Below are 18007 nucleotides of genomic sequence, written 5' to 3' on the forward strand. Positions count from 1 at the left end.
TTCCACCCATGTCCCCACAGAGCACGCCGGCTGACGTCCGGGCCACCGACAGCACACAGACGCCACCGGCAGCGGTTCTCGAGGCGGCGGCCGCGGAGCTCGCGGCCCGGCAGCTGGCGAATTGGCCTGCCGCCGTGCCCCGAGAATTCGAGTACCCGGCCGGACGTCCGACGATGGTCGACCACCTGCGGCATTGGGCCGCACTCCGTCCCGACGCGCCGGCGATCACCTTCTACGACCGCGACGTCTCCTATGCGGAGTACGACGAGTTCTCGGACCGGTTCGCGGGTTGGCTCGAGTCGGTGGGCGTTCGGGCGGGGGACCGGGTCGGAATCCACCTCGCCAACTGCCCGCAGTTCCACATCGCGATGCTCGGCGTGCTCAAGCTCGGCGCTGTCCATGTTCCGGTGAACCCGCTGTTCAAAGGCTTCGAGCTCGAGCACGAGCTCACGGATGCGAACGTGACGGTGCTGCTCACCTCACCCGAGCAGCGCGACCTCGTCGAGTCGGTGCGTGCCCGCACCCCGGTGCGACTGGTCGCGACGACGGCACTGGACGACATGCGCGCACATCCGTCGTCGACCGCGTCGGACTGGGCCGAGATCATGCGCGCCCCGCGCGCGCAGGTGCGCCCGGCCGATCCGGACGTGCTCGCGGCGTTGAACTACACGGGCGGCACCACCGGTATGCCGAAGGGGTGCGAACACACGCAGCGGCACATGGCGTACACGGCCGCCACGGCCACCCTCGCCGGCGGAACCGGCCTGGGCGATGCGGACGCGGTCTCGATGAACTTCCTGCCCGTCTTCTGGATCGCCGGCGAGGACTTCGGCATCATCAAGCCGCTGATCAACGGCCAAAGGGTGGTGCTGCTGACCCGGTGGGACGCCGCAACGGTCGTCGACCAGGTGGCCGCCTACGGTGTCACCGACCTCGTGGCCACCGTCGACAGTTACCTGGAGATCCTCGACCTGCCCGGCCTGGACCCGGCTGCGCTGCGCTCATTGAGGTCCACTCTCGCCGTGTCGTTCGTGACCCGGCTCGATCCGCCGATCCGGGCCCGATGGCGGGCCGCGGTCGGATCGGTCCTGCGCGAGGCCTCTTACGGCATGACCGAGACGCACACCGCCGACACGTTCACCCTCGGCTTCCAGGACGGCGACCGCGATCTGCTCGCCGATCCGGTGTTCTGCGGTCTGCCGGTTCCCGGAACCGACATCCTGGTCGTCGACGACGACGGCCGTCCGCTGCCGGTCGGCGAGGTCGGCCAGATCATCGTCCGGAGTCCGTCGATCCTGAGCGGTTACCTCGACGATCCCCGGGCCACCGCCGACGCGCTCCGCGACGGGTGGCTGTACACGGGCGACCTCGGCCGCTTCGACGAGTGGGGTGCGCTGCACTACCTGGCGCGGACCAAGGAGATGATCAAGATCAACGGCATGAGTGTGTTCCCGTCGGAGGTCGAGGCACTGATGCGCCGCCACGAGGGGATCGAGGCGATCTCGGTGGTTCCTCGGCCGGACCCCGACAGGGGGCAGGTCCCGGTCGCCTTCGTCGTGGTCACCGAGAACGGCCCGGACGAGCGGTCGCTGGTGGCCTGGGCGAGGGAGAACCTCGCGACCTACAAGGTGCCGGAGGTGATCGTCGTCGACGCGCTGCCGATGACGGCCACCGGCAAGGTCCGCAAGGGCGAACTCCTCGAGCGCGCCGCGGCGACGACCGGGGGCGCGGCATGAAGCTGCTGATCGCCAATCGGGGCGAGATCGCCCTGCGCATCATCCGCACCGCCCGCGAGATGGGCGTGTACACCGTCGCGGTGTACGCACCGGACGACGCCGCCACACCGCACGTCGCCGCCGCCGACGAGGCCGTCGGACTGCCCGGTGAGGGCCCGGCCGCGTATCTCGACATCGACGCGGTGTGCAGCGCCGCGATCCGGACGGGTGCCGACACCGTGCATCCGGGTTACGGCTTCCTGTCGGAGAACGCCGACTTCGCGCAGGCGTGCGCGGACGCGGGCATCACGTTCGCGGGCCCCGCACCCGAGGTACTGCGGCGTTTCGGCGACAAGCAGGCCGCGCGCGCGGCCGCCGTCGAATGCGGGCTCGATGTGCTCGCCGCGACCGACGGCGCCGCCGATCTCGCGCGGATCAGGGAGTTCGCGGGACGATGCCCCGGCGGTGTGATGCTCAAGGCGCTCGCCGGCGGCGGAGGGCGCGGGATGCGTCCCGTTACCGGCGACGCCGATCTGGACGCCGCGTTCCGGTCCGCGGTCGCCGAGGCCGAACTCGGATTCGGCGACGGGCGGGTGTTCGCCGAGGAACTCCTCACCGGCGGTCGGCACATCGAGGTGCAGGTGGTCGGCGACGGCGCTGAGGCGGTGGCGGTCGGCGACCGCGACTGCAGCGTCCAGCGCCGTCGACAGAAACTCATCGAGGTGGCGCCCGCACCGGGACTGGGCGACGGCTTGCGCACTCGGTTGCACGACGACGCCGCGCGACTGGTCGCGGCGGCCGGGTACCGCGGGCTCGCGACGGTCGAGTTCCTGGTGCAGGGGTCGCGCGCGGTGTTCCTCGAAGTGAATCCCCGCATCCAGGTGGAACACACGGTCACCGAGGAGGTCACCGGTCTGGATCTGGTGGCGATCGGACTGACCCTGGCCGGCGGGGGCCGGCTCGCCGATTGCGGTCTGGCCACGATCCCGCCCACGACTGCCTGCGCGGTGCAGATGCGCGTCAACCTCGAGACGATGAGCGCCGACGGTTCGGCGATGCCGACAGCGGGCAGGCTCGACGCCTTCACGCCGCCGACCGGACCCGGCGTCCGCGTCGACACCTTTGGCGCGCCCGGCCTGGAGACCTCGTTGCGGTACGACTCCCTGCTCGCCAAGGTCATCGTCCGCGCGCCGACTCTCTCGTCGGCCTGCGCGAAAGCCGACCGCGCGCTGTCGGAGTTCGTCATCGACGGGCCGCAGACCAACATCGGGCTGCTGCGGGCGATCCTCGCGGACGCCGAGTTCGCTCAGGGGCCGGTCGACACCGGCTTCCTCGACCGCAGGCTCGCCGACCTGCTGCCCGCGTGCGACGACGACGGCGCGCGGCAGACCGTCGCCGCCGACCTCGACGAGGACGAACAGGCGGTGGCCGCGCCGCTGACCGCCACCGTCATCCACGTCGCCGAACCGGGACGCGTGGTCGCCGCCGGCGAGCCGCTGGCGGTACTCGAAGCGATGAAGATGCAGCACGAGGTGATCGCCGAGACCTCGGTGCGGGTGATGCGGGTGCTCGCGGCCGAAGGCGCGACGGTGCTCGCGGGCACCCCTCTGGTGGTCTACCGCCCGGACGCTGCGGCGAGCGGCGCAGCCGACACCGCGGCCGACGACCTCGACCGGAACCGCGCCGACCTCGACGAGGTGAACGCACGGCATCGTCTCACCCGGGACGAGGCCCGCCCCGATGCGATCGCCCGTCGCCATCGGATCGGCAGGCGCTCCGCACGGGAGAACATCGCCGACCTGGTCGATCCCGGCAGCTTCGTCGAGTACGGCGGGCTCGTCATCGCCGCGCAGAAGGCGCGGCGGTCGGAGGACGATCTGATCGCCAACACCCCGGCCGACGGGTTGGTGGGCGGAATCGCGACCATCGCCGCCGACGCCTTCGGTGCCGACCGTGCCGCCGCGGTGGTCATGTCCTACGACTACACCGTCCTCGCGGGCACCCAGGGTTGGCGCAACCACGCCAAGACCGATCGCATGCTCGACATCGCGCTCAAGCGGGAGATCCCCGTCGTCTTCTTCACCGAGGGCGGCGGCGGCCGTCCGGGCGACACCGACCTCGACATCGTCGCGGGCCTGGATGCGTCGACCTTCCGATCGATGGCCCGCGTGCGCGATCGCGCACCGTCGATCGCCGTGGTGTCCGGCCGGTGTTTCGCGGGCAACGCGGCTCTGGCGGGCGCCTGCGACATCCTCATCGCCACCCGCGACGCGAACATCGGCATGGGCGGTCCGGCGATGATCTCCGGCGGCGGGCTCGGCGAGTACCCGCCCGAGGCGATCGGCCCGATCGACGTGCAGCGCCGCAACGGCGTGGTCGACCTCGTCGCCGACGACGAGGCGCACGCCGTCCGGCTCGCTCGGCAGGTGCTGGGCTACTTCCGGGGCGCGGTGGACGAGTGGACCGCCCCCGACGGGCGTCAGGCGCGCCACGCGGTACCGGAGAACCGGCTGCGGGCATACGACGTGCACGCCGCGGTGAGGGCGGTCGCGGACGTCGATTCGGTTCTGGAACTGCGCCCGGATCACGCACCCGGAATCGTCACCGGTTTCCTGCGCGTGGAGGGCCGGCCGTTCGGATTCGTCGCCAACAGCAGCCTTCATCTCGGCGGCGCGATCGACGCCGCCGGAGCCGACAAACTCGCCGAGTTCCTGGAACTGTGTCAGCTGCGCGGACTCCCCGTGGTCTCGTTCTGCGACACCCCGGGTTTCATGGTCGGGCCGGAATCGGAGGAGCAGGCCACCGTGCGCCGCTTCTCCCGCCTCTTCTCGGTCGGCGCCCGACTGACCGTGCCGTTCGGTGCGGTGATCCTGCGCAAGGGCTACGGACTCGGCGCGATGGCGATGGTGGGCGGGAGCTTCCGGGCGCCGCAGTTCACAGTGGCCTGGCCGACCGGTGAGATCGGCGGCATGGGTCTGGAGGGCGCCGTGCGGCTCGGCTTCTCGAAGGAACTCGCCGCGGCCCCGGACGACGGGGCGCGGACCGAACTGTACGACCGACTGGTCGCGACGATGTACGCGCGCGGACGCGCCCTGAGCGCGGCGGCGACCTTCGAACTCGACGACGTGATCGACCCGGCCGACACCAGATCGTGGATCCGCACGCTGTAGGGGAGCCCGACGCAGAACGCCGGCGAGTCGACGCCGCCCGGGACGGGTGGGGGTCGACTCGCCGGCGTTCGTCGATCTGCCGGGCGGGGCCTGCTGCTCAGTCCAGGTAGTCGCGGAGCACCTGGGAGCGGCTCGGATGCCGGAGCTTGCTCATCGTCTTCGACTCGATCTGGCGGATGCGCTCGCGGGTGACTCCGTACACCTGGCCGATCTCGTCGAGGGTGCGGGGCTGACCGTCGGTGAGACCGAAGCGCAGCCGGACGACGCCCGCTTCACGCTCGGACAGGGTGTCGAGCACGTCCTGCAATTGGTCCTGCAGAAGGGTGAAGCTGACCGCGTCGACCGCGACCACCGCTTCGGAGTCCTCGATGAAGTCACCGAGTTGGCTGTCGCCCTCGTCGCCGATGGTCTGGTCCAGCGAGATCGGTTCACGCGCGTACTGCTGGATCTCCAGCACCTTCTCCGGCGTGATGTCCATTTCCTTGGCGAGTTCCTCCGGCGTCGGCTCACGGCCGAGATCCTGAAGGAGTTCGCGCTGGATGCGGCCCAGCTTGTTGATGACCTCGACCATGTGCACCGGGATGCGGATGGTGCGGGCCTGGTCGGCCATGGCGCGGGTGATGGCCTGCCGGATCCACCAGGTGGCGTACGTGGAGAACTTGTAGCCCTTGGTGTAGTCGAACTTCTCGACGGCGCGGATCAGGCCGAGGTTGCCCTCCTGGATCAGGTCGAGGAAGGCCATCCCGCGACCGGTGTACCGCTTGGCGAGGGAGACCACGAGCCGCAGGTTGGCCTCGAGGAGGTGGTTCTTGGCACGGTTTCCGTCACGCGAGATCCACGACAGGTCGCGCCGCTGCGCCACCGACAGCTTCTCGCCCGACTCCATCACCCGGCGCAGCCGCTCGGTGGCGAACAGTCCCGCCTCGATGCGCTTGGCGAGCTCGACCTCTTCCTCCGCGTTCAGCAGGGCGACTTTGCCGATCTGCTTGAGGTAGGCGCGAACCGAGTCGGCCGAGGCGGTGAGTTCGGCGTCCTTGCGAGCCTGCCGCAGCGCCTCGGACTCGTCCTCGTCCCAGACGAAGTCCGGCTTGGGCTCGTCGTCCTTCTTCGCGCGGCCGCGGCCCTTCGCGGCCTTGGCCGGCTTCGCGTCGTCGGCCTCGTCGTCATCGTCGACGATCAGTTCGGCGTCGGCGAGATCGATCTGCGAGTCGTCGACGTCGTCGAGGCCCTCGCCGCCGTCGAGTTCGGTCTCGTCCACCTCGACGGTGGGATCGGCGGCCTTGCTGCCCGCGGTCTTCTTCGTCGTCTTCTTGGCGGCGGTCTTCTTCGCAGTCTTCTTGGCTGCAGTCTTCTTCGCGGCGGCCTTCTTGGCGGGCGCCTTCTTCGCGGCGGCCTTCTTGGCCGGTGCCTTCTTGGCGGGCGCCTTCTTGGCTACCGGGGCGTCTTCTGCTCCGGTGGCTTCGGCTGCTGCGTCGGTGGACTTGGTGGTTGCCACGTACAACCTTTCGACATAACTCACGGGCGGCACGGCTGCGCGCGTCCCGAACAGGACGTGACGCCGTGGGCGAAGGGGCTTGAGGGCTCGGTGCGAGACCGACGTGTTCCATTGTAACGACATCGCCGTGACGAGCACATGCGCATGCCGGTCTCACGCCCCCGACGAGCGGCCGACGATCAGAACGAAAGACCCTCGTCGACGGCGATCGCAGCGCCGACGATTCCCGCGGTGTTGCGCAGCTCAGCAGCGACGACGGGGGTCTGGTTGGTCAGCAGCGGAATCCACTGATCGGCTTTGCGGCTGATCCCGCCGCCCGCGATGAACAGGGTGGGGGAGAAGATCGCCTCGTAGTGCCGCAGCACTTTGGAGACCTTCTTGCTCCACTTCTCCAGCGACCACCCGTGGTCCTCGCGCACCTTCGCCGACGCGCGGTGCTCGGCCTCCTTGCCGTCGATCTCAAGATGGCCGAGCTCGGTGTTCGGTACGAGCGTTCCGTTGTACAGGAGCGCCGAACCGATGCCGGTGCCGAAGGTCAGGAGGATCACCGTGCCCTCGGCGTCGCCGACACCGCTGCCGAACCGGTACTCGGCGATTCCGGCGGCGTCGGCGTCATTGAGCACCGTGACGCGGCGCCCGCCCAGCCGGTCGCTGAACAAGGCATACAGGTCGGTGCCCTTCCACGACTCGTCGATGTTGGCGGCGCTGCGCATGATCTGCTGCCGGACCACGCCCGGGACGGTCAGCCCGACCGGGCCGGTCCAGCCGAAGTGCTCGACGATCTCGGCGACCGTGTCGGCGACCGCGGCCGGGGTGGCGGGCTGCGGGGTGGCGATGCGGTGGCGTTCTCCCACGAACTGTCCGGTTCGAAGGTCGACGATCGCCCCCTTGACTCCCGAGCCGCCGATGTCGATGCCGAAGCCGAGGTCGGATGACGGACTCGGCGAACGGTCGGAGGCAAGCACGGTGAATCGCGCGTCGGTCATCGGTACGGTCCGCCCTTCTTGGCAGGTCGAGGCTCGATCGGTGGACGATGGCGGCGGGAGACGGCCTGCGCCGTGCTCCCGTCGGACACTCTAGACTCGCAACTCTAGACTCTAGGTGTGACGTCTCCCGGCTTCTCCACCCCGTCCGATCCCATCGATACGCCCACGGCCGCGCCTGCCGAACTCGCCGAGATCGCCCGGCGGGTGGCCGAACGGGCCGCCGAGCACGTCCGGACGCGGCGGGTGGAACTGTTCGCGCCGACGGGCACGAGGGTCGCCGACGGCTCGGTCGAGTCGAAGTCGACCCCGACGGATCCGGTCACGGTCGCCGACCGGGAGTCCGAGGCACTGATCCGGAACCTGCTGCGCGCCGAGCGGCCCGACGACGAGGTCCTCGGCGAAGAGGACGGCGGGTCCGTCGACGTCCCCACCGGGGTCCGCTGGGTGGTCGACCCGATCGACGGCACGGTGAACTTCCTGTACGGGATACCGGCGTTCGCCGTGTCGGTGGCGGCACAGATCGACGGACGCTCGGTGGCCGGCGCGGTGGTCGACGTCGCCCGCGGGGTGACGTATTGGGCGAGCGCCGGCGGGGGAGCGTGGGCGACGGGACTCGGGCCGGACGCGATCCGACTGTCGTGCAATCCGATCACCGACGTCGGGCTGGCTCTCGTGGCCACCGGATTCGGGTACTCGCGCGAGCGTCGCGTGCGCCAGGGCGCGCTGATCGCGCAGCTGCTGCCCGAAGTGCGCGACATCCGGCGAGTCGGCGCCGCGGCGCTGGACCTGTGCATGGTGGCATCGGGTGCCGCCGATGCCCACATCGAGCACGGACTGAGCCCGTGGGACTGGGCGGCGGGCGGACTGATCGCAGCGGAGGCCGGGGCGACGGTCCTCCTGCCGCCCGCGGACTCGCGATCGAGCGACGGCCACGTGACGGTCGCCGCAGCCGGCGGCATCGCCGACGAGTTCGTCGACGTCCTCGAGCGGATCGGAGCGCTGCGCGCGTTGCCCGACTGAGCCCGCGTACCGCCGGCCGGCCCGTCATTCGTCGGTTGCGGCTCCGGGCGCCAGCACCACGTCGAACCGCACTCGTGACCACGGTCCGTCGATCACTCGGCCGTCCGGAGTCGGTGTGCCCGCCGGCTGCTCGATGAAATCCTTGACCAGCGAATCCTTGACTCCGAACACGCTGTCGCGGTCCAGCAGCTCGTCGCCGCGGACGAAGATGTGCGTCACCAGGCGCCGGCAGCCCGGCGCGGTGACCATGAAGTGCAGGTGCGAGGCGCGGTAGGGCGATCGGCCCACGGCCTGCAGCATCTTGCCTACCGGGCCGTCGTAGGGGATCGGATACGGCGTCGGCTTGATCCCCCAGAACCGGTACCCGCCGTCGTCGTCGGTGAACAGGTGGGCGCGCGCCGCGACGCGCCCGTCGTCGTGCTGAACGTCGTAGAGACCCTCATCGTCGGCCTCCCACACCTCGATCCTGGCGTTGCGGACCGGATCGCCGTCGACGTCGCGGACGGTGCCCTCCACCCAGCACGGCTGTCCCGCAGCGCCGAACGCCACGTCGCCGCCGAGTTCGATGCGGGGGGCTCCGTCGACGAAGAACGGGCCGAAGACGGTCGCCTCGGTCGCATCTCCGTAGGCCTCGTTGTTGATGGCGATGGTCTGCATCGACGCGCCCAGCGTGTCCGAGAGCAGCACGAACTCCTGTCGCTTGTCATCGGTGATGTGACCGGCGTCGGTGAGGAAGTCGATGGCGACCTGCCACTCGTCCTCGGTCAGCCGCACATCGCGGAGAAGGGCGTGCAGATGTTCGACGAGCGAGACCATCACCCGTCGCAGACGCGGATCGGCGCAGTCGTCGAAGGAGTGGACGACGCGCTGTACGACGTCCTCTTCGACCGCCCGTTGGCGTTCGGAGATCGGGCGGTTCGAGTGGTCGGGGATGGTGGTCATCGGGGTTCGTCTCCTTCCCACGCCGCGCGGAGCAACGCGGTGAGGTCGTCGGTGCTGACGGGTTTCGGGTTGTTCGTCGGGATGGCTGCCAGAATGGGCGGGACCGCTGCGGCGATACCTTCTCCGGGCATGCCGTAGTCCTTGAGCGCGCGGGGCGCCGACACGGCGCGGCGCAGGGCGGCCAGACCGGCGACCGCGGTCTGGCTGCCGAACGCGCGAGAGATGCGTGCGGCGGCCTCCGGTGCGCCGGGCGCGTTGAAGGCCAGCACGTGAGGCAGGACCACCGCGTGCGTCTGCGCGTGGGGCAGGTCGTACATCCCGCCCAGGACATGACAGATCTTGTGATGCATGCCCGAACCCGCCGAGGCGAACGACACCGCCGCGAGGTACGCACCGTAGAGCGTCTGCTCGATGGCGTCGAGGCCTCCGGCGCCGTCGACCAGCCCGATCATCCCGGCTCGCAGTCCGCGGATCCCCTCCTCGGCCAGCGCTCGGTCGATCGGATCCGCGCGCGGGCCCCACATCGAGTCGACGCAGTGGGCGAGCGCGTTGAGCCCGCTGGCGACGGAGAGATCGGCGGGCAGGGACTGCAGGAGGGTCGCGTCGTACACGATCGACGTGGGCAGGACGCGCCGGTCGGTTCCAGTGGTCTTGACTCCGTTATCGGTCATCCCCCAGACGTTCGTGGCTTCGCTGCCCGCGTAGGTCGTCGGCACGGCGACGATCGGCACACCGCTGCGCAGGGCCACGGCTTTGGCCAGGCCGGTGGCCGAGCCGCCGCCCACGCTGACGAGGACGTCGACGTCACCGGTGCGGGCAGCGGCCCGGGCGCGCTCGGCGACCTCGATCGGCACGTGCATGGCGACGTCGTCGTGCCGCACCGCGAGCGGGAGCCGCGCGGCGACGGCCTCCACCTGTTCGGCGCTCGGACCGGAGTGGATCAGCATGGCCCGAGTGCCGCCGACCGCCGCGACCTCCGCGGCCACGGCTCCCGGCGCGTCGCCCCGCGCGAACACCACGCGCTGCGGCAGCGTCTCGTGAATGAAGTCGAAGCTCATCGTCAGCGCCCCAAGACCGTTCGCATCGCCGTCGACAGTTCGCGGGTCGGGTCGTCGGGCAGCTGGTTCGAGCGCCAGGCAATGTGCTTGTCGGGCCGCACGAGGAGCGCCCCGGACTCCGAGACCTCGCGGAGCTTCGCCCAGTCGTAGTACAGATCGGTCACGTCGCGGCCGGGACCGATCACGACTGCTTCCAGAGGTACTCCGAGCTCGCGGGCGACGGCGTCGGCCGCCTGCGTCCACGGACTGCCCGCGACGCCGGTGACGAGGGTCCAGCGATCGTACGGCGCCAGGTCGAGCATCGCTTTGCGCGAGACGTTGTCGCCGACCCAGGCGTGGGGCAGATGTGCACCCGGCGACGTGGACGGGACGTAGTACAGATCGCGATCCTCACGCCCGGCCGGCGGCTGCGGCTCGGTGCCGTCGGAGACGATCGCAGCCGAACGGTAGAACTGGCCGAGTTCCACCCCGTGCGCGTTGAACTCGTAGTTCTTGGTGTTCATGGCTTTGACGAGGGCAGCCCGTTTCGCCTCACCGGCCGGCGAGTCGGCTTTCCGCTCGGCGATCGCGGCGGCCATCTCGTCGCCCTCCAGACCGACGACGCCGAGTGCGGTGAACATGTCGGAGAACTCTCGCGCCGACTTGTTCGCCCGGGTGACGATCTGTTCGGCGACGGGGGCGCGTTCGGCGGTGTAGGAATCGAGCAGCGACGGTGCCGCCTGCCCGCGCAGAACCGCGGCGATCTTCCAGGCCAGATTGTACGAGTCCTGCACCGAGGTGTTGGACCCCAGACCGTTCGACGGCGGGTGCCGATGAATGGCGTCGCCGACGCAGAACACCCGGCCCTTCTGCAGGTCGGTGGCGTACATCTCGTTCACGCCCCACAGGCTGTAGCCGGTGATCTCCGGCTCGAGATCCGGCACCCCCAGCAGGTCGCGAATGATGCCGGTGGCCATCTCGTCGTCCAGATCCGGCGGCGGCTGGTTGATGTCGTAGCCCCATACGATGAGCCACTCGTCCCACGGGCGCACCATGCGCACCAGTCCGGTTCCGATGCCGCCGACATTCGATCCGGGCTGGATCACCCAGTAGAGAACACTCGGTCGATGGTCAACCAGGGAGGCGATGTCGGCTTTGAGATGTTCATCGATCCGGCGATGTCCATCGCGCCTTCGAACGTCAGACCGATGTCCTCGGCCACGCGTGAGCGGGCGCCGTCGGCCCCGATCAGGTACTTCGCGCGGATCCGGTACTCCTGGCCGGTGAGACGGTCCCGCACGTCGACGGTGACGCCGTTCTCGTCCTGCGAGTGGCCGAGATACTCGGTGGAGAAGCGGGTCTGCGTTCCGCGGACGGTCGCGTTGCGGACCAGGATGGGCTCGAGGTAGGTCTGCGGGATGTCCACCGTGAGGCACGGCGAGGCGAGCCGGTAGTCGCCTCGCGGTCGGGGCGGGTGCCCCAGGTTCGGATCCGGCCGATCTCCTCGCCTGCGATCGACGTGCAGAAGACGGTGTCGCCGATCAACTCGTGGGGAGTGGCCTCGGCGAGGACCTGATCCTCGATGCCCATGTCCCGGAAGACCTCCATCGAGCGTTGGTTGGTGATGTGCGCTCGGGGCGTGTTCGCGGTCCAGCGGTACTTGGTGATCACGATGTTCGGGATGCCCAGCGTCGACAGGAACAGCGCTGCCGACGCGCCTCCGGGTCCGGAACCGACGATCAGGACATCGGTCTCGACGATGTCCCCCTCGGGCACCTCGGTTGCGGCGATGCCGTCGTTGAAAACAGCCATGATCTGGCCTTCCTGTGAGATTTGATGCCTGTGCGATGTGCTGCGGTCGTGCGCCGGCGGGCGGTTCAGCGGGGCTCGCCGAGACCGAAATGCATGAGGTCTTCTCCCACCACCAGGTGGCCGGAGAACCCCTGCTGCGCCTGCTGCCACTTCTCGACCGGCGTATTGCCCGGCACCAGGTGTGTGAGGACCAGGGTGTCGACGCCCGCGGCCTCGGCTTGAGCGCCGACCTCCTCGATCGCGGTGTGCGCAGCGAGCATGTGCTGCATGAGGTTGGGGTCGGGTCTGGCGGAGTTCGGCCCGAGCAGGGAGTCCACCCAGTCCATGTCGATGCACTCGTGGAGGAGGATGTCCGCGCCGTCCGCGATCGTCACCAGATTGCTGCACACGCCGGTGTCGCCCGAGACGACGATCGAGCCGTCCGGGGTGTCGAAGCGGAAGGCGAAGGCCGGGAAGATCGGCCGGTGGTCGACGAGGATGGCGGTCACCCGGACGTTCTCGTCCGCATAGACCTCGAACGGTTCCATCGCCGGACTCGGGTCGCCGTTGGGGTCGTCGCCGGTCGTTCCCGGGAGCACGATGTCGTGGAACTCGAAGATCTCGCGCAGATCCTGCTTGGCGTTGTCGCGCATCCGGTCGTTGATGTCGAGGGCGTACGCCTGGAGCAGCCTGGCCGTCGACTCCTCGAGACCGGGTGTCGGCGACTCCGGATTGAAGACCTCGGGGATCGGATCCCGATTGGTCTCGTCGAAGATCGGCGGCAGGACGCGACGATCGCCGGGGCCGTAGACCTGCACCGGCTGCCGGAGACCGTCGGAACCGTTGTGCCAGGCGAGGAGCAACAGGTTCGGATAGTCGACCATGTGGTCGGAGTGGTGATGGGTGATGAACACGCCGCGGAGGTCGTCGAGACCCTTCTGGAATCCGGCCGGGCCGAGACCGGCCTTGCGGTACCGGGGACCCCACCCCTCACCGCAGTCGATCAGGTACACCGAGTCGTTCACCGTGATCGCGGTCGAAATGCCGGCGCGGTCCGATCCGTCCCACCACGGCGGTCCGCCGGAGGTGCCGAGCAGGGTGACCCGGGTGCGATAGGCGGTGGCCTGGGCGTTGTCGAGAGGCTGATGAGTTGTCATGGCGGCGTTCTCCTAGAGGGCTTTCTCCTGCTGGCGTTTCGGGTGGTCAGGCGATGCTCGCGTGCGACTGCGCGGCCTGGATGAGCTCGAAGACCTCGGTGCGGTACTTCGCGTACGCGGGCAGCGTCTTGGTCTCGAGTTGGTCCCGTGGCTGCGGTAGATCGACGTCGATGTTCCGCGTCACTCGGGTCGGAGCACCGGAGAGGACGATGACTCGGTCACCGAGGTACACGGCCTCGTCGATGTCGTGGGTGACGAAGACGATGGTGGTGTCGAAGTCCTTCCGCACACGCAGCACCAGGTCCTCGAGTTCGATGCGGGTCTGCGCGTCGACGGCGGCGAACGGCTCGTCCATCAGCAGCACATCCGGCTGATATGCGAGGCCCCTGGCGATCGCCGCGCGCTGCTGCATGCCGCCCGACATCTGCCAGGGGTACAGATCATGCTTGCCCGCCAGACCCACCGCAGTGAGAACCGAATCGATCCGGCGCGCGCGCTCGGCCTTGCGGACCGTGCGGCGCAGCGGAAGTTCGATGTTGTCGGCGACGCTCAGCCACGGGAACAGGGAGCGACTGTAGTCCTGGAAGACGACGGCCAGCTTCGCGGGCGGTCCGGTCACCGTGTCACCCTCGAACAGGCAGGCGCCGTCGGTGGGTGCGAGCAGGCCGGCCATGCACCGCAGCAGGGTGGTCTTGCCCGAGCCCGAGGGGCCGACCACGCAGACGAACTCGCCGCGGCGCACGGTGAAGTCGATTCCGGCCAGGATCTGGACATCGCCGTAGGATTTGCGCAGGTCGCGCAGTTCCATGAGCGTCGTCGGTGCGGTGACATCGGTTTCGGTGGCGTCGACAGACATGATCATCCTTTTGCGTTCAGGGCCCGCATGCCGTACTGCCAGCGCAGCACGTACTTCTCGATGCGGACGAAGACGAGATTGGCGAGGTATCCGAGCAGGCCGAGCAGAACGGTGCCCGCCCAGGTCTCCGGGACCGCGAAGGTCTGCTGGGAGTTCAGGAGGTAGAAGCCGATGCCGTTGGTCGACGCCACCATCTCGGAGACGACGATCAGGATGATCGAGATCTGCAGAGTGGTGCGCAGGCCGGCGAAGATGGCGGGGCCGGCATGCGGGAGCAGAACGTACCGGATGTATTGCGGGAGCGTCAGTCGGTACGACCGCGACATGTCCTCGACGAGCGGGTCGAGGGATCGAACTCCGTCGATGGTGTTGAGCAGGGTCGGCCAGACCGCACCCACGACGATGATCGAGATGTTCGTCGCCGGACCGATGCCGAAGACCAGCAGGCCGATCGGCAGCAGAACGGGAGGCGGCAGCGAGCGCAGGAACTGGATGATCGGCTCGCACGCGGCACGCAGGACCGGCGACAGCCCGATCAGCAGTCCGAAGACTATCCCCAGTGCGCCGGCGATGAGGAATCCGATGAGGAACTTCTCCACGCTGGGGACCACGTCGGTCCGCATGCCGTGGACGATCAGGTCGTCCCACATCGTGGTGAGGATGGTCTTCAGGGAGGGAAAGTACAGCGATTCACTCGTCGCCGAGGCGAACCACCAGGTCAGAACCAATGCGGCGGGCAGCCAGGCGCGAAGGAGGATCGCCCGCCAGAGACGACCGGTCTTCATCACTTCGCCTCCTCTCGGTGACTCGGGTGCCAGAACAGCAGCGGCTTCTCGGCTGCCTTGAACACGGTGTTGACCAGGAGCCCGAGCAGGCCCGCGGCGAAGATCAGGGCGTACATCTCCTTGATCGCGCCCGCCGACTGAGCGACCACGATGTCCTGGCCCAGACCTGCGGCGCCGCCGATCATCTCGGTGACGATGGAGATGATGAGTGCGATGGCGGCCGCGATCCGCAAGCCGGTCATCGCGAACGGCGTCATCGACGGAATGACGATTCGGCTCGTGGTGAGCCACCAACCGAGGTGGTAGCTGCGCGCCATGTCGAGACTGGTGGCGTTCACCTCACGGACGCCGTAGACCAGCTGGGTCAGCAGCGGCCAGATCGCGCCGAACACGATCAGGACCATCTTCATTCCCGGCGTCGGGCCCCACAGCAGCAGACCGAGCGGGATCAGGGCCACCGGCGGGATGGGTTTGAGGAACTCCACGACGAGCCAGGTCGATTCCTCGGCGAATCGCGACAGGCCGAGGAGGATGGACAGCGGCGCGGCGATGACGATGATGACCACGAGACCGAGGATCACGATCGACACCGTCGACCAGACGGACGCCCAGAAGGCTCCCGATCCGAGCAGGTCGAGGAAGGCGCCGAGCATCTGGCCTGCGGAGGGCAGTGCGGTGGCCGGCAGGACGCCGAGTGACCAGAGCACCTGCCACACGGCGAAGACGAGGGCGACGGCGCCGGCACCGTAGAGGAATCGTCCGAGACGGGACTCGGCAGATGCGTTGATCGTCCGCACCCATCGCCGGATCGGCCGGTGCATGGTCGTGGCCGAGGTGGAGTCGGTCACGGTGACGAGCTGACTCACGGCCAGATCATCTCCTTCGTATCGACGGGCTTCGAGGTGAAGCCGAGGTGGTTCATGAGGTCCGCGGTGCCCTGGAGAGCGTCGGCGCTGATCTGGTCCGTGTAGACGGGGAGACGCATCTTGGCGAAGACCTGTGGCGGCAGCTTTCCGTACTTCTCCAGCACGGCGCCCACCGCTGCGGGATCCTTCGCTGCGACGAGATCGGCGCGGTTGACCGCCCGGACGAACGCTTTCACCAGCTCCGGGTTGGTTTCGGCGAACGGGCCCGCGCTCCGGACGTGTCGGTCGAACTCTCCGATCCCGACCCGGCCGGAGTCCTCGGCATGGTGGCGGAGGGTCGGGCGGACGTCGGATTCGTCGCCACCGCGGACGTCTCCCGCCTGGCCTCCGCATTCCCCGGACTCCACGTCCGATCCCTGGTGGATCTGCCCCTGGTCCTGGTGGTCTCAAGCGGTCGGCATGTCGTCGGCCTGCGTGATCTGGAGTCGGAGACGTGGATCGTGCCCGCGGCGATTCAGGGATTCCCCGGGCTCGACGAGCTGACCGATCAGTTCTGGCGACGGAACGACGTGACCCCCGCCCGTATCCAGCAGGTGTCGACTCTCCAGACGGCGCTGCCGCTCATCGCCGCGGACATGGCCGTGGGGCTGCTGCCGCGTGACGGATTCGAGGTGGTCGGCGGGCAGGTCGCGGCGATCGATCTGGCCCTCGACATCCCGCCGTTGCGCGCCGCGATGGTCTGGTCCGCCGAGATGCAGCCCGCACCCAGTTTCGATCTGTTGTTCCAGGTGATCGATCAGGCGGTCGCCGACGCCGCCATCTGACCGCGGCGGTGCCGTGAACGCTAGCAGGCCTGGTTGTGCACCGCTTCGATGAGTGATCGATCGATCGCCGTCTTCGGGTTCTTCGGGTCCACCGACCGCAGGGCCTCGAGTGCGGCCTGCGAATCCTGAGTCGGACGTCCCTGCGTGTAGTACTCGCCCAGTGCGAGGTCGACGTCGGTACCGGTGCGGCCGTCGTCGACCAACTGAGCGCACGGCGCGGCGAGCCACACCGCCGCCGCGCCCGCCTGACCGGCCTGACCGAATCGGATCTGAGCGACGCAATGCAGATTCTGGTCGGAGTAGACGGTGTCGTCGGCGTATGCGGGATCGCCGGGGGTGAACCCCTCGGCCACGAGATCGTCGCTCACCGAACGCGCCGAACCGCGGGGCGCGGCGGAGTTGAAGACGCGCACCTTGAACGTCGACAGACCCGCCGGCGCGACGCTGAGCATCTCGGTGGAGCTGACCGGCTTCAGATTCGGCGGGGGCGTCGCCGGTGCCCCGGAGCGGTCCGACGGCGACGCGGCCTCGGGCATGTTGCAGTCCGTGGGGCGCGCCTCGTCACCGCCGCCGGTCAGCGCGACCGACCAGGCGGTGATGGCAGCCACGGCGAGGACCGCGACGACGATGAGGGCGGGCATCAGGTGGCGGCGCCGGAACGGACGGCCCTTCACATCGGTGGTGTAGCCGGTGGCGATCTTCGAGACCAAGACGCTCTAGCACCTTCTTCCGGAATCAGGGGTCGCCGACCACTGTAGAGGGCTCCGCGACGACGGTGCGGGAAGGTGTCCGGCGCGCCCTCATAAGTCGAGTTCGGTGCCTCTGACCGGCGCATTCGACGAGTGGTTGACTTCCGGGGTAGGTGCACCTAGAATTCGGGCGCCCAACATCATCGCGCGACGATGTGGGGGCCGGGGGAACGAGGCCACAAGTGTGTTCTCCCACAGCAATCCGCATCCACACCTACAGAACCCAGGTTAGGCACACTATGGCAACCGATTACGACGCTCCGCGCCGCAGCAACGACGACGACATCGCGGAGGACTCGCTGGAGGAGCTGAAGGCTCGCCGCAATGAAGCGAAGTCCGCCGACGTCGATGTCGACGAGGGCGACACCGCCGAATCGTTCGAACTGCCGGGCGCGGACCTGTCGGGCGAGGAGTTGTCGGTGCGCGTGGTCCCGAAGCAGGATGACGAGTTCACATGCTCGAGCTGCTTCCTCGTGTACCACCGCAACCGTCTCGCCGAACAGCACGGCAACGAGATGATCTGCGTCGACTGCGCCTGATGCACCCCTGTGCCGCGAACCGACCGCGGCTCCGGTGATCCCGGACCGCGGTCGGTGAATCGCGACCCCCGTGCG

At 68.8% G+C, this 18007-nt stretch carries 16 protein-coding genes and 2 pseudogenes; 5 read left to right on the top strand and 13 right to left on the bottom strand.

The features are described from left to right. Positions 1-8: 8 nt before the first annotated feature. The gene (locus tag ACZ5QD_RS04405; protein WP_006896321.1) at positions 9-1736 is read left to right on the top strand and encodes an AMP-binding protein; all 1728 of its coding nucleotides are present in this window, start codon (positions 9-11) and stop codon (positions 1734-1736) included. Then, positions 1733-4885 (top strand): carboxyl transferase domain-containing protein, encoded by a 3153-nt coding sequence (locus ACZ5QD_RS04410; RefSeq protein ID WP_464367131.1) that lies wholly within the window; start codon positions 1733-1735, stop codon positions 4883-4885. The genes ACZ5QD_RS04405 and ACZ5QD_RS04410 overlap by 4 nt, the downstream gene beginning before the upstream one ends. Positions 4886-4982: 97 nt before the next feature. On the opposite strand, the gene ACZ5QD_RS04415 is transcribed toward ACZ5QD_RS04410, so the two are convergent. Further along, entirely contained in the window at positions 4983-6380 is a 1398-nt protein-coding gene (locus tag ACZ5QD_RS04415; RefSeq protein WP_062366856.1) for an RNA polymerase sigma factor, read from the bottom strand. A 179-nt stretch (positions 6381-6559) separates the two neighbouring features. Then, positions 6560-7366: a polyphosphate--glucose phosphotransferase gene (ppgK, locus tag ACZ5QD_RS04420; protein ID WP_006896324.1), complete on the bottom strand. Its 807-nt coding sequence runs from the start codon at positions 7364-7366 to the stop codon at positions 6560-6562. A 117-nt stretch (positions 7367-7483) separates the two neighbouring features. Here ppgK and ACZ5QD_RS04425 point away from each other — a divergent pair, with 117 nt between their 5' ends. Next, positions 7484-8386, top strand: a complete 903-nt coding sequence (locus tag ACZ5QD_RS04425) for an inositol monophosphatase family protein (RefSeq protein WP_006896325.1) — start codon at positions 7484-7486, stop codon at positions 8384-8386. 24 nt (positions 8387-8410) lie between these two features. On the opposite strand, the gene ACZ5QD_RS04430 is transcribed toward ACZ5QD_RS04425, so the two are convergent. From ACZ5QD_RS04430 to ACZ5QD_RS04475, 10 genes and pseudogenes are all read right to left on the bottom strand, one after another. Continuing rightward, positions 8411-9328 (bottom strand): dioxygenase family protein, encoded by a 918-nt coding sequence (locus tag ACZ5QD_RS04430; protein WP_412475679.1) that lies wholly within the window; start codon positions 9326-9328, stop codon positions 8411-8413. Next, positions 9325-10386, bottom strand: coding sequence for a maleylacetate reductase (locus ACZ5QD_RS04435; protein WP_412475680.1), 1062 nt, complete (start codon positions 10384-10386; stop codon positions 9325-9327). Before ACZ5QD_RS04435 ends, ACZ5QD_RS04430 begins: the two co-directional genes overlap by 4 nt. Positions 10387-10388: 2 nt before the next feature. Further along, entirely contained in the window at positions 10389-11006 is a 618-nt protein-coding gene (locus ACZ5QD_RS04440; protein WP_428832044.1) for an aromatic-ring hydroxylase C-terminal domain-containing protein, read from the bottom strand. Between the two features lie 87 nt (positions 11007-11093). Then, a pseudogene (locus tag ACZ5QD_RS04445) lies at positions 11094-11791 on the bottom strand (FAD-dependent monooxygenase); the annotation flags it as partial. A gap of 116 nt (positions 11792-11907) precedes the next feature. After that, a pseudogene (locus ACZ5QD_RS04450) lies at positions 11908-12177 on the bottom strand (FAD-dependent monooxygenase); the annotation flags it as partial. A gap of 65 nt (positions 12178-12242) precedes the next feature. Then, entirely contained in the window at positions 12243-13313 is a 1071-nt protein-coding gene (locus ACZ5QD_RS04455; RefSeq protein ID WP_006896330.1) for an MBL fold metallo-hydrolase, read from the bottom strand. Between the two features lie 46 nt (positions 13314-13359). Next, positions 13360-14169, bottom strand: coding sequence for an ABC transporter ATP-binding protein (locus ACZ5QD_RS04460; protein WP_412475681.1), 810 nt, complete (start codon positions 14167-14169; stop codon positions 13360-13362). 2 nt (positions 14170-14171) lie between these two features. After that, entirely contained in the window at positions 14172-14954 is a 783-nt protein-coding gene (locus tag ACZ5QD_RS04465; protein WP_412475682.1) for an ABC transporter permease, read from the bottom strand. Beyond that, a complete protein-coding gene (locus tag ACZ5QD_RS04470) occupies positions 14954-15820 on the bottom strand; it encodes an ABC transporter permease (protein ID WP_412475683.1) in 867 nt (288 codons plus the stop codon). Before ACZ5QD_RS04470 ends, ACZ5QD_RS04465 begins: the two co-directional genes overlap by 1 nt. After that, positions 15817-16056 (bottom strand): aliphatic sulfonate ABC transporter substrate-binding protein, encoded by a 240-nt coding sequence (locus ACZ5QD_RS04475; RefSeq protein WP_039867362.1) that lies wholly within the window; start codon positions 16054-16056, stop codon positions 15817-15819. Before ACZ5QD_RS04475 ends, ACZ5QD_RS04470 begins: the two co-directional genes overlap by 4 nt. On the opposite strand from ACZ5QD_RS04475, the gene ACZ5QD_RS04480 reads away from it, so the two are divergent. Next, positions 16021-16644, top strand: coding sequence for a LysR substrate-binding domain-containing protein (locus ACZ5QD_RS04480; protein ID WP_412475726.1), 624 nt, complete (start codon positions 16021-16023; stop codon positions 16642-16644). The genes ACZ5QD_RS04475 and ACZ5QD_RS04480 overlap by 36 nt on opposite strands. Before the next feature lie 20 nt (positions 16645-16664). Here ACZ5QD_RS04480 and cei read toward each other — a convergent pair whose 3' ends face one another. Then, positions 16665-17354 (bottom strand): envelope integrity protein Cei, encoded by a 690-nt coding sequence (cei, locus tag ACZ5QD_RS04485; RefSeq protein ID WP_062366870.1) that lies wholly within the window; start codon positions 17352-17354, stop codon positions 16665-16667. A 278-nt stretch (positions 17355-17632) separates the two neighbouring features. On the opposite strand from cei, the gene ACZ5QD_RS04490 reads away from it, so the two are divergent. Then, entirely contained in the window at positions 17633-17932 is a 300-nt protein-coding gene (locus tag ACZ5QD_RS04490; RefSeq protein WP_006896337.1) for a DUF4193 domain-containing protein, read from the top strand. Positions 17933-18007 lie beyond the last annotated feature (75 nt).

It is taken from the genome of Gordonia sp. J1A (assembly GCF_055393515.1).

Coding starts and splice junctions, on each gene's coding strand:
- ACZ5QD_RS04435 (WP_412475680.1), bottom strand. CDS start 10,386: ATGAGCTTCGACTTCATTCACGAGACGCTGCCGCAGCGCGTGGTGTTC.
- ACZ5QD_RS04460 (WP_412475681.1), bottom strand. CDS start 14,169: ATGTCTGTCGACGCCACCGAAACCGATGTCACCGCACCGACGACGCTC.
- ppgK (WP_006896324.1), bottom strand. CDS start 7,366: ATGACCGACGCGCGATTCACCGTGCTTGCCTCCGACCGTTCGCCGAGT.
- ACZ5QD_RS04455 (WP_006896330.1), bottom strand. CDS start 13,313: ATGACAACTCATCAGCCTCTCGACAACGCCCAGGCCACCGCCTATCGC.
- ACZ5QD_RS04465 (WP_412475682.1), bottom strand. CDS start 14,954: ATGAAGACCGGTCGTCTCTGGCGGGCGATCCTCCTTCGCGCCTGGCTG.
- ACZ5QD_RS04410 (WP_464367131.1), top strand. CDS start 1,733: ATGAAGCTGCTGATCGCCAATCGGGGCGAGATCGCCCTGCGCATCATC.
- ACZ5QD_RS04440 (WP_428832044.1), bottom strand. CDS start 11,006: ATGTTCACCGCACTCGGCGTCGTCGGTCTGGAGGGCGACGAGATGGCC.
- ACZ5QD_RS04430 (WP_412475679.1), bottom strand. CDS start 9,328: ATGACCACCATCCCCGACCACTCGAACCGCCCGATCTCCGAACGCCAA.
- ACZ5QD_RS04405 (WP_006896321.1), top strand. CDS start 9: ATGTCCCCACAGAGCACGCCGGCTGACGTCCGGGCCACCGACAGCACA.
- ACZ5QD_RS04490 (WP_006896337.1), top strand. CDS start 17,633: ATGGCAACCGATTACGACGCTCCGCGCCGCAGCAACGACGACGACATC.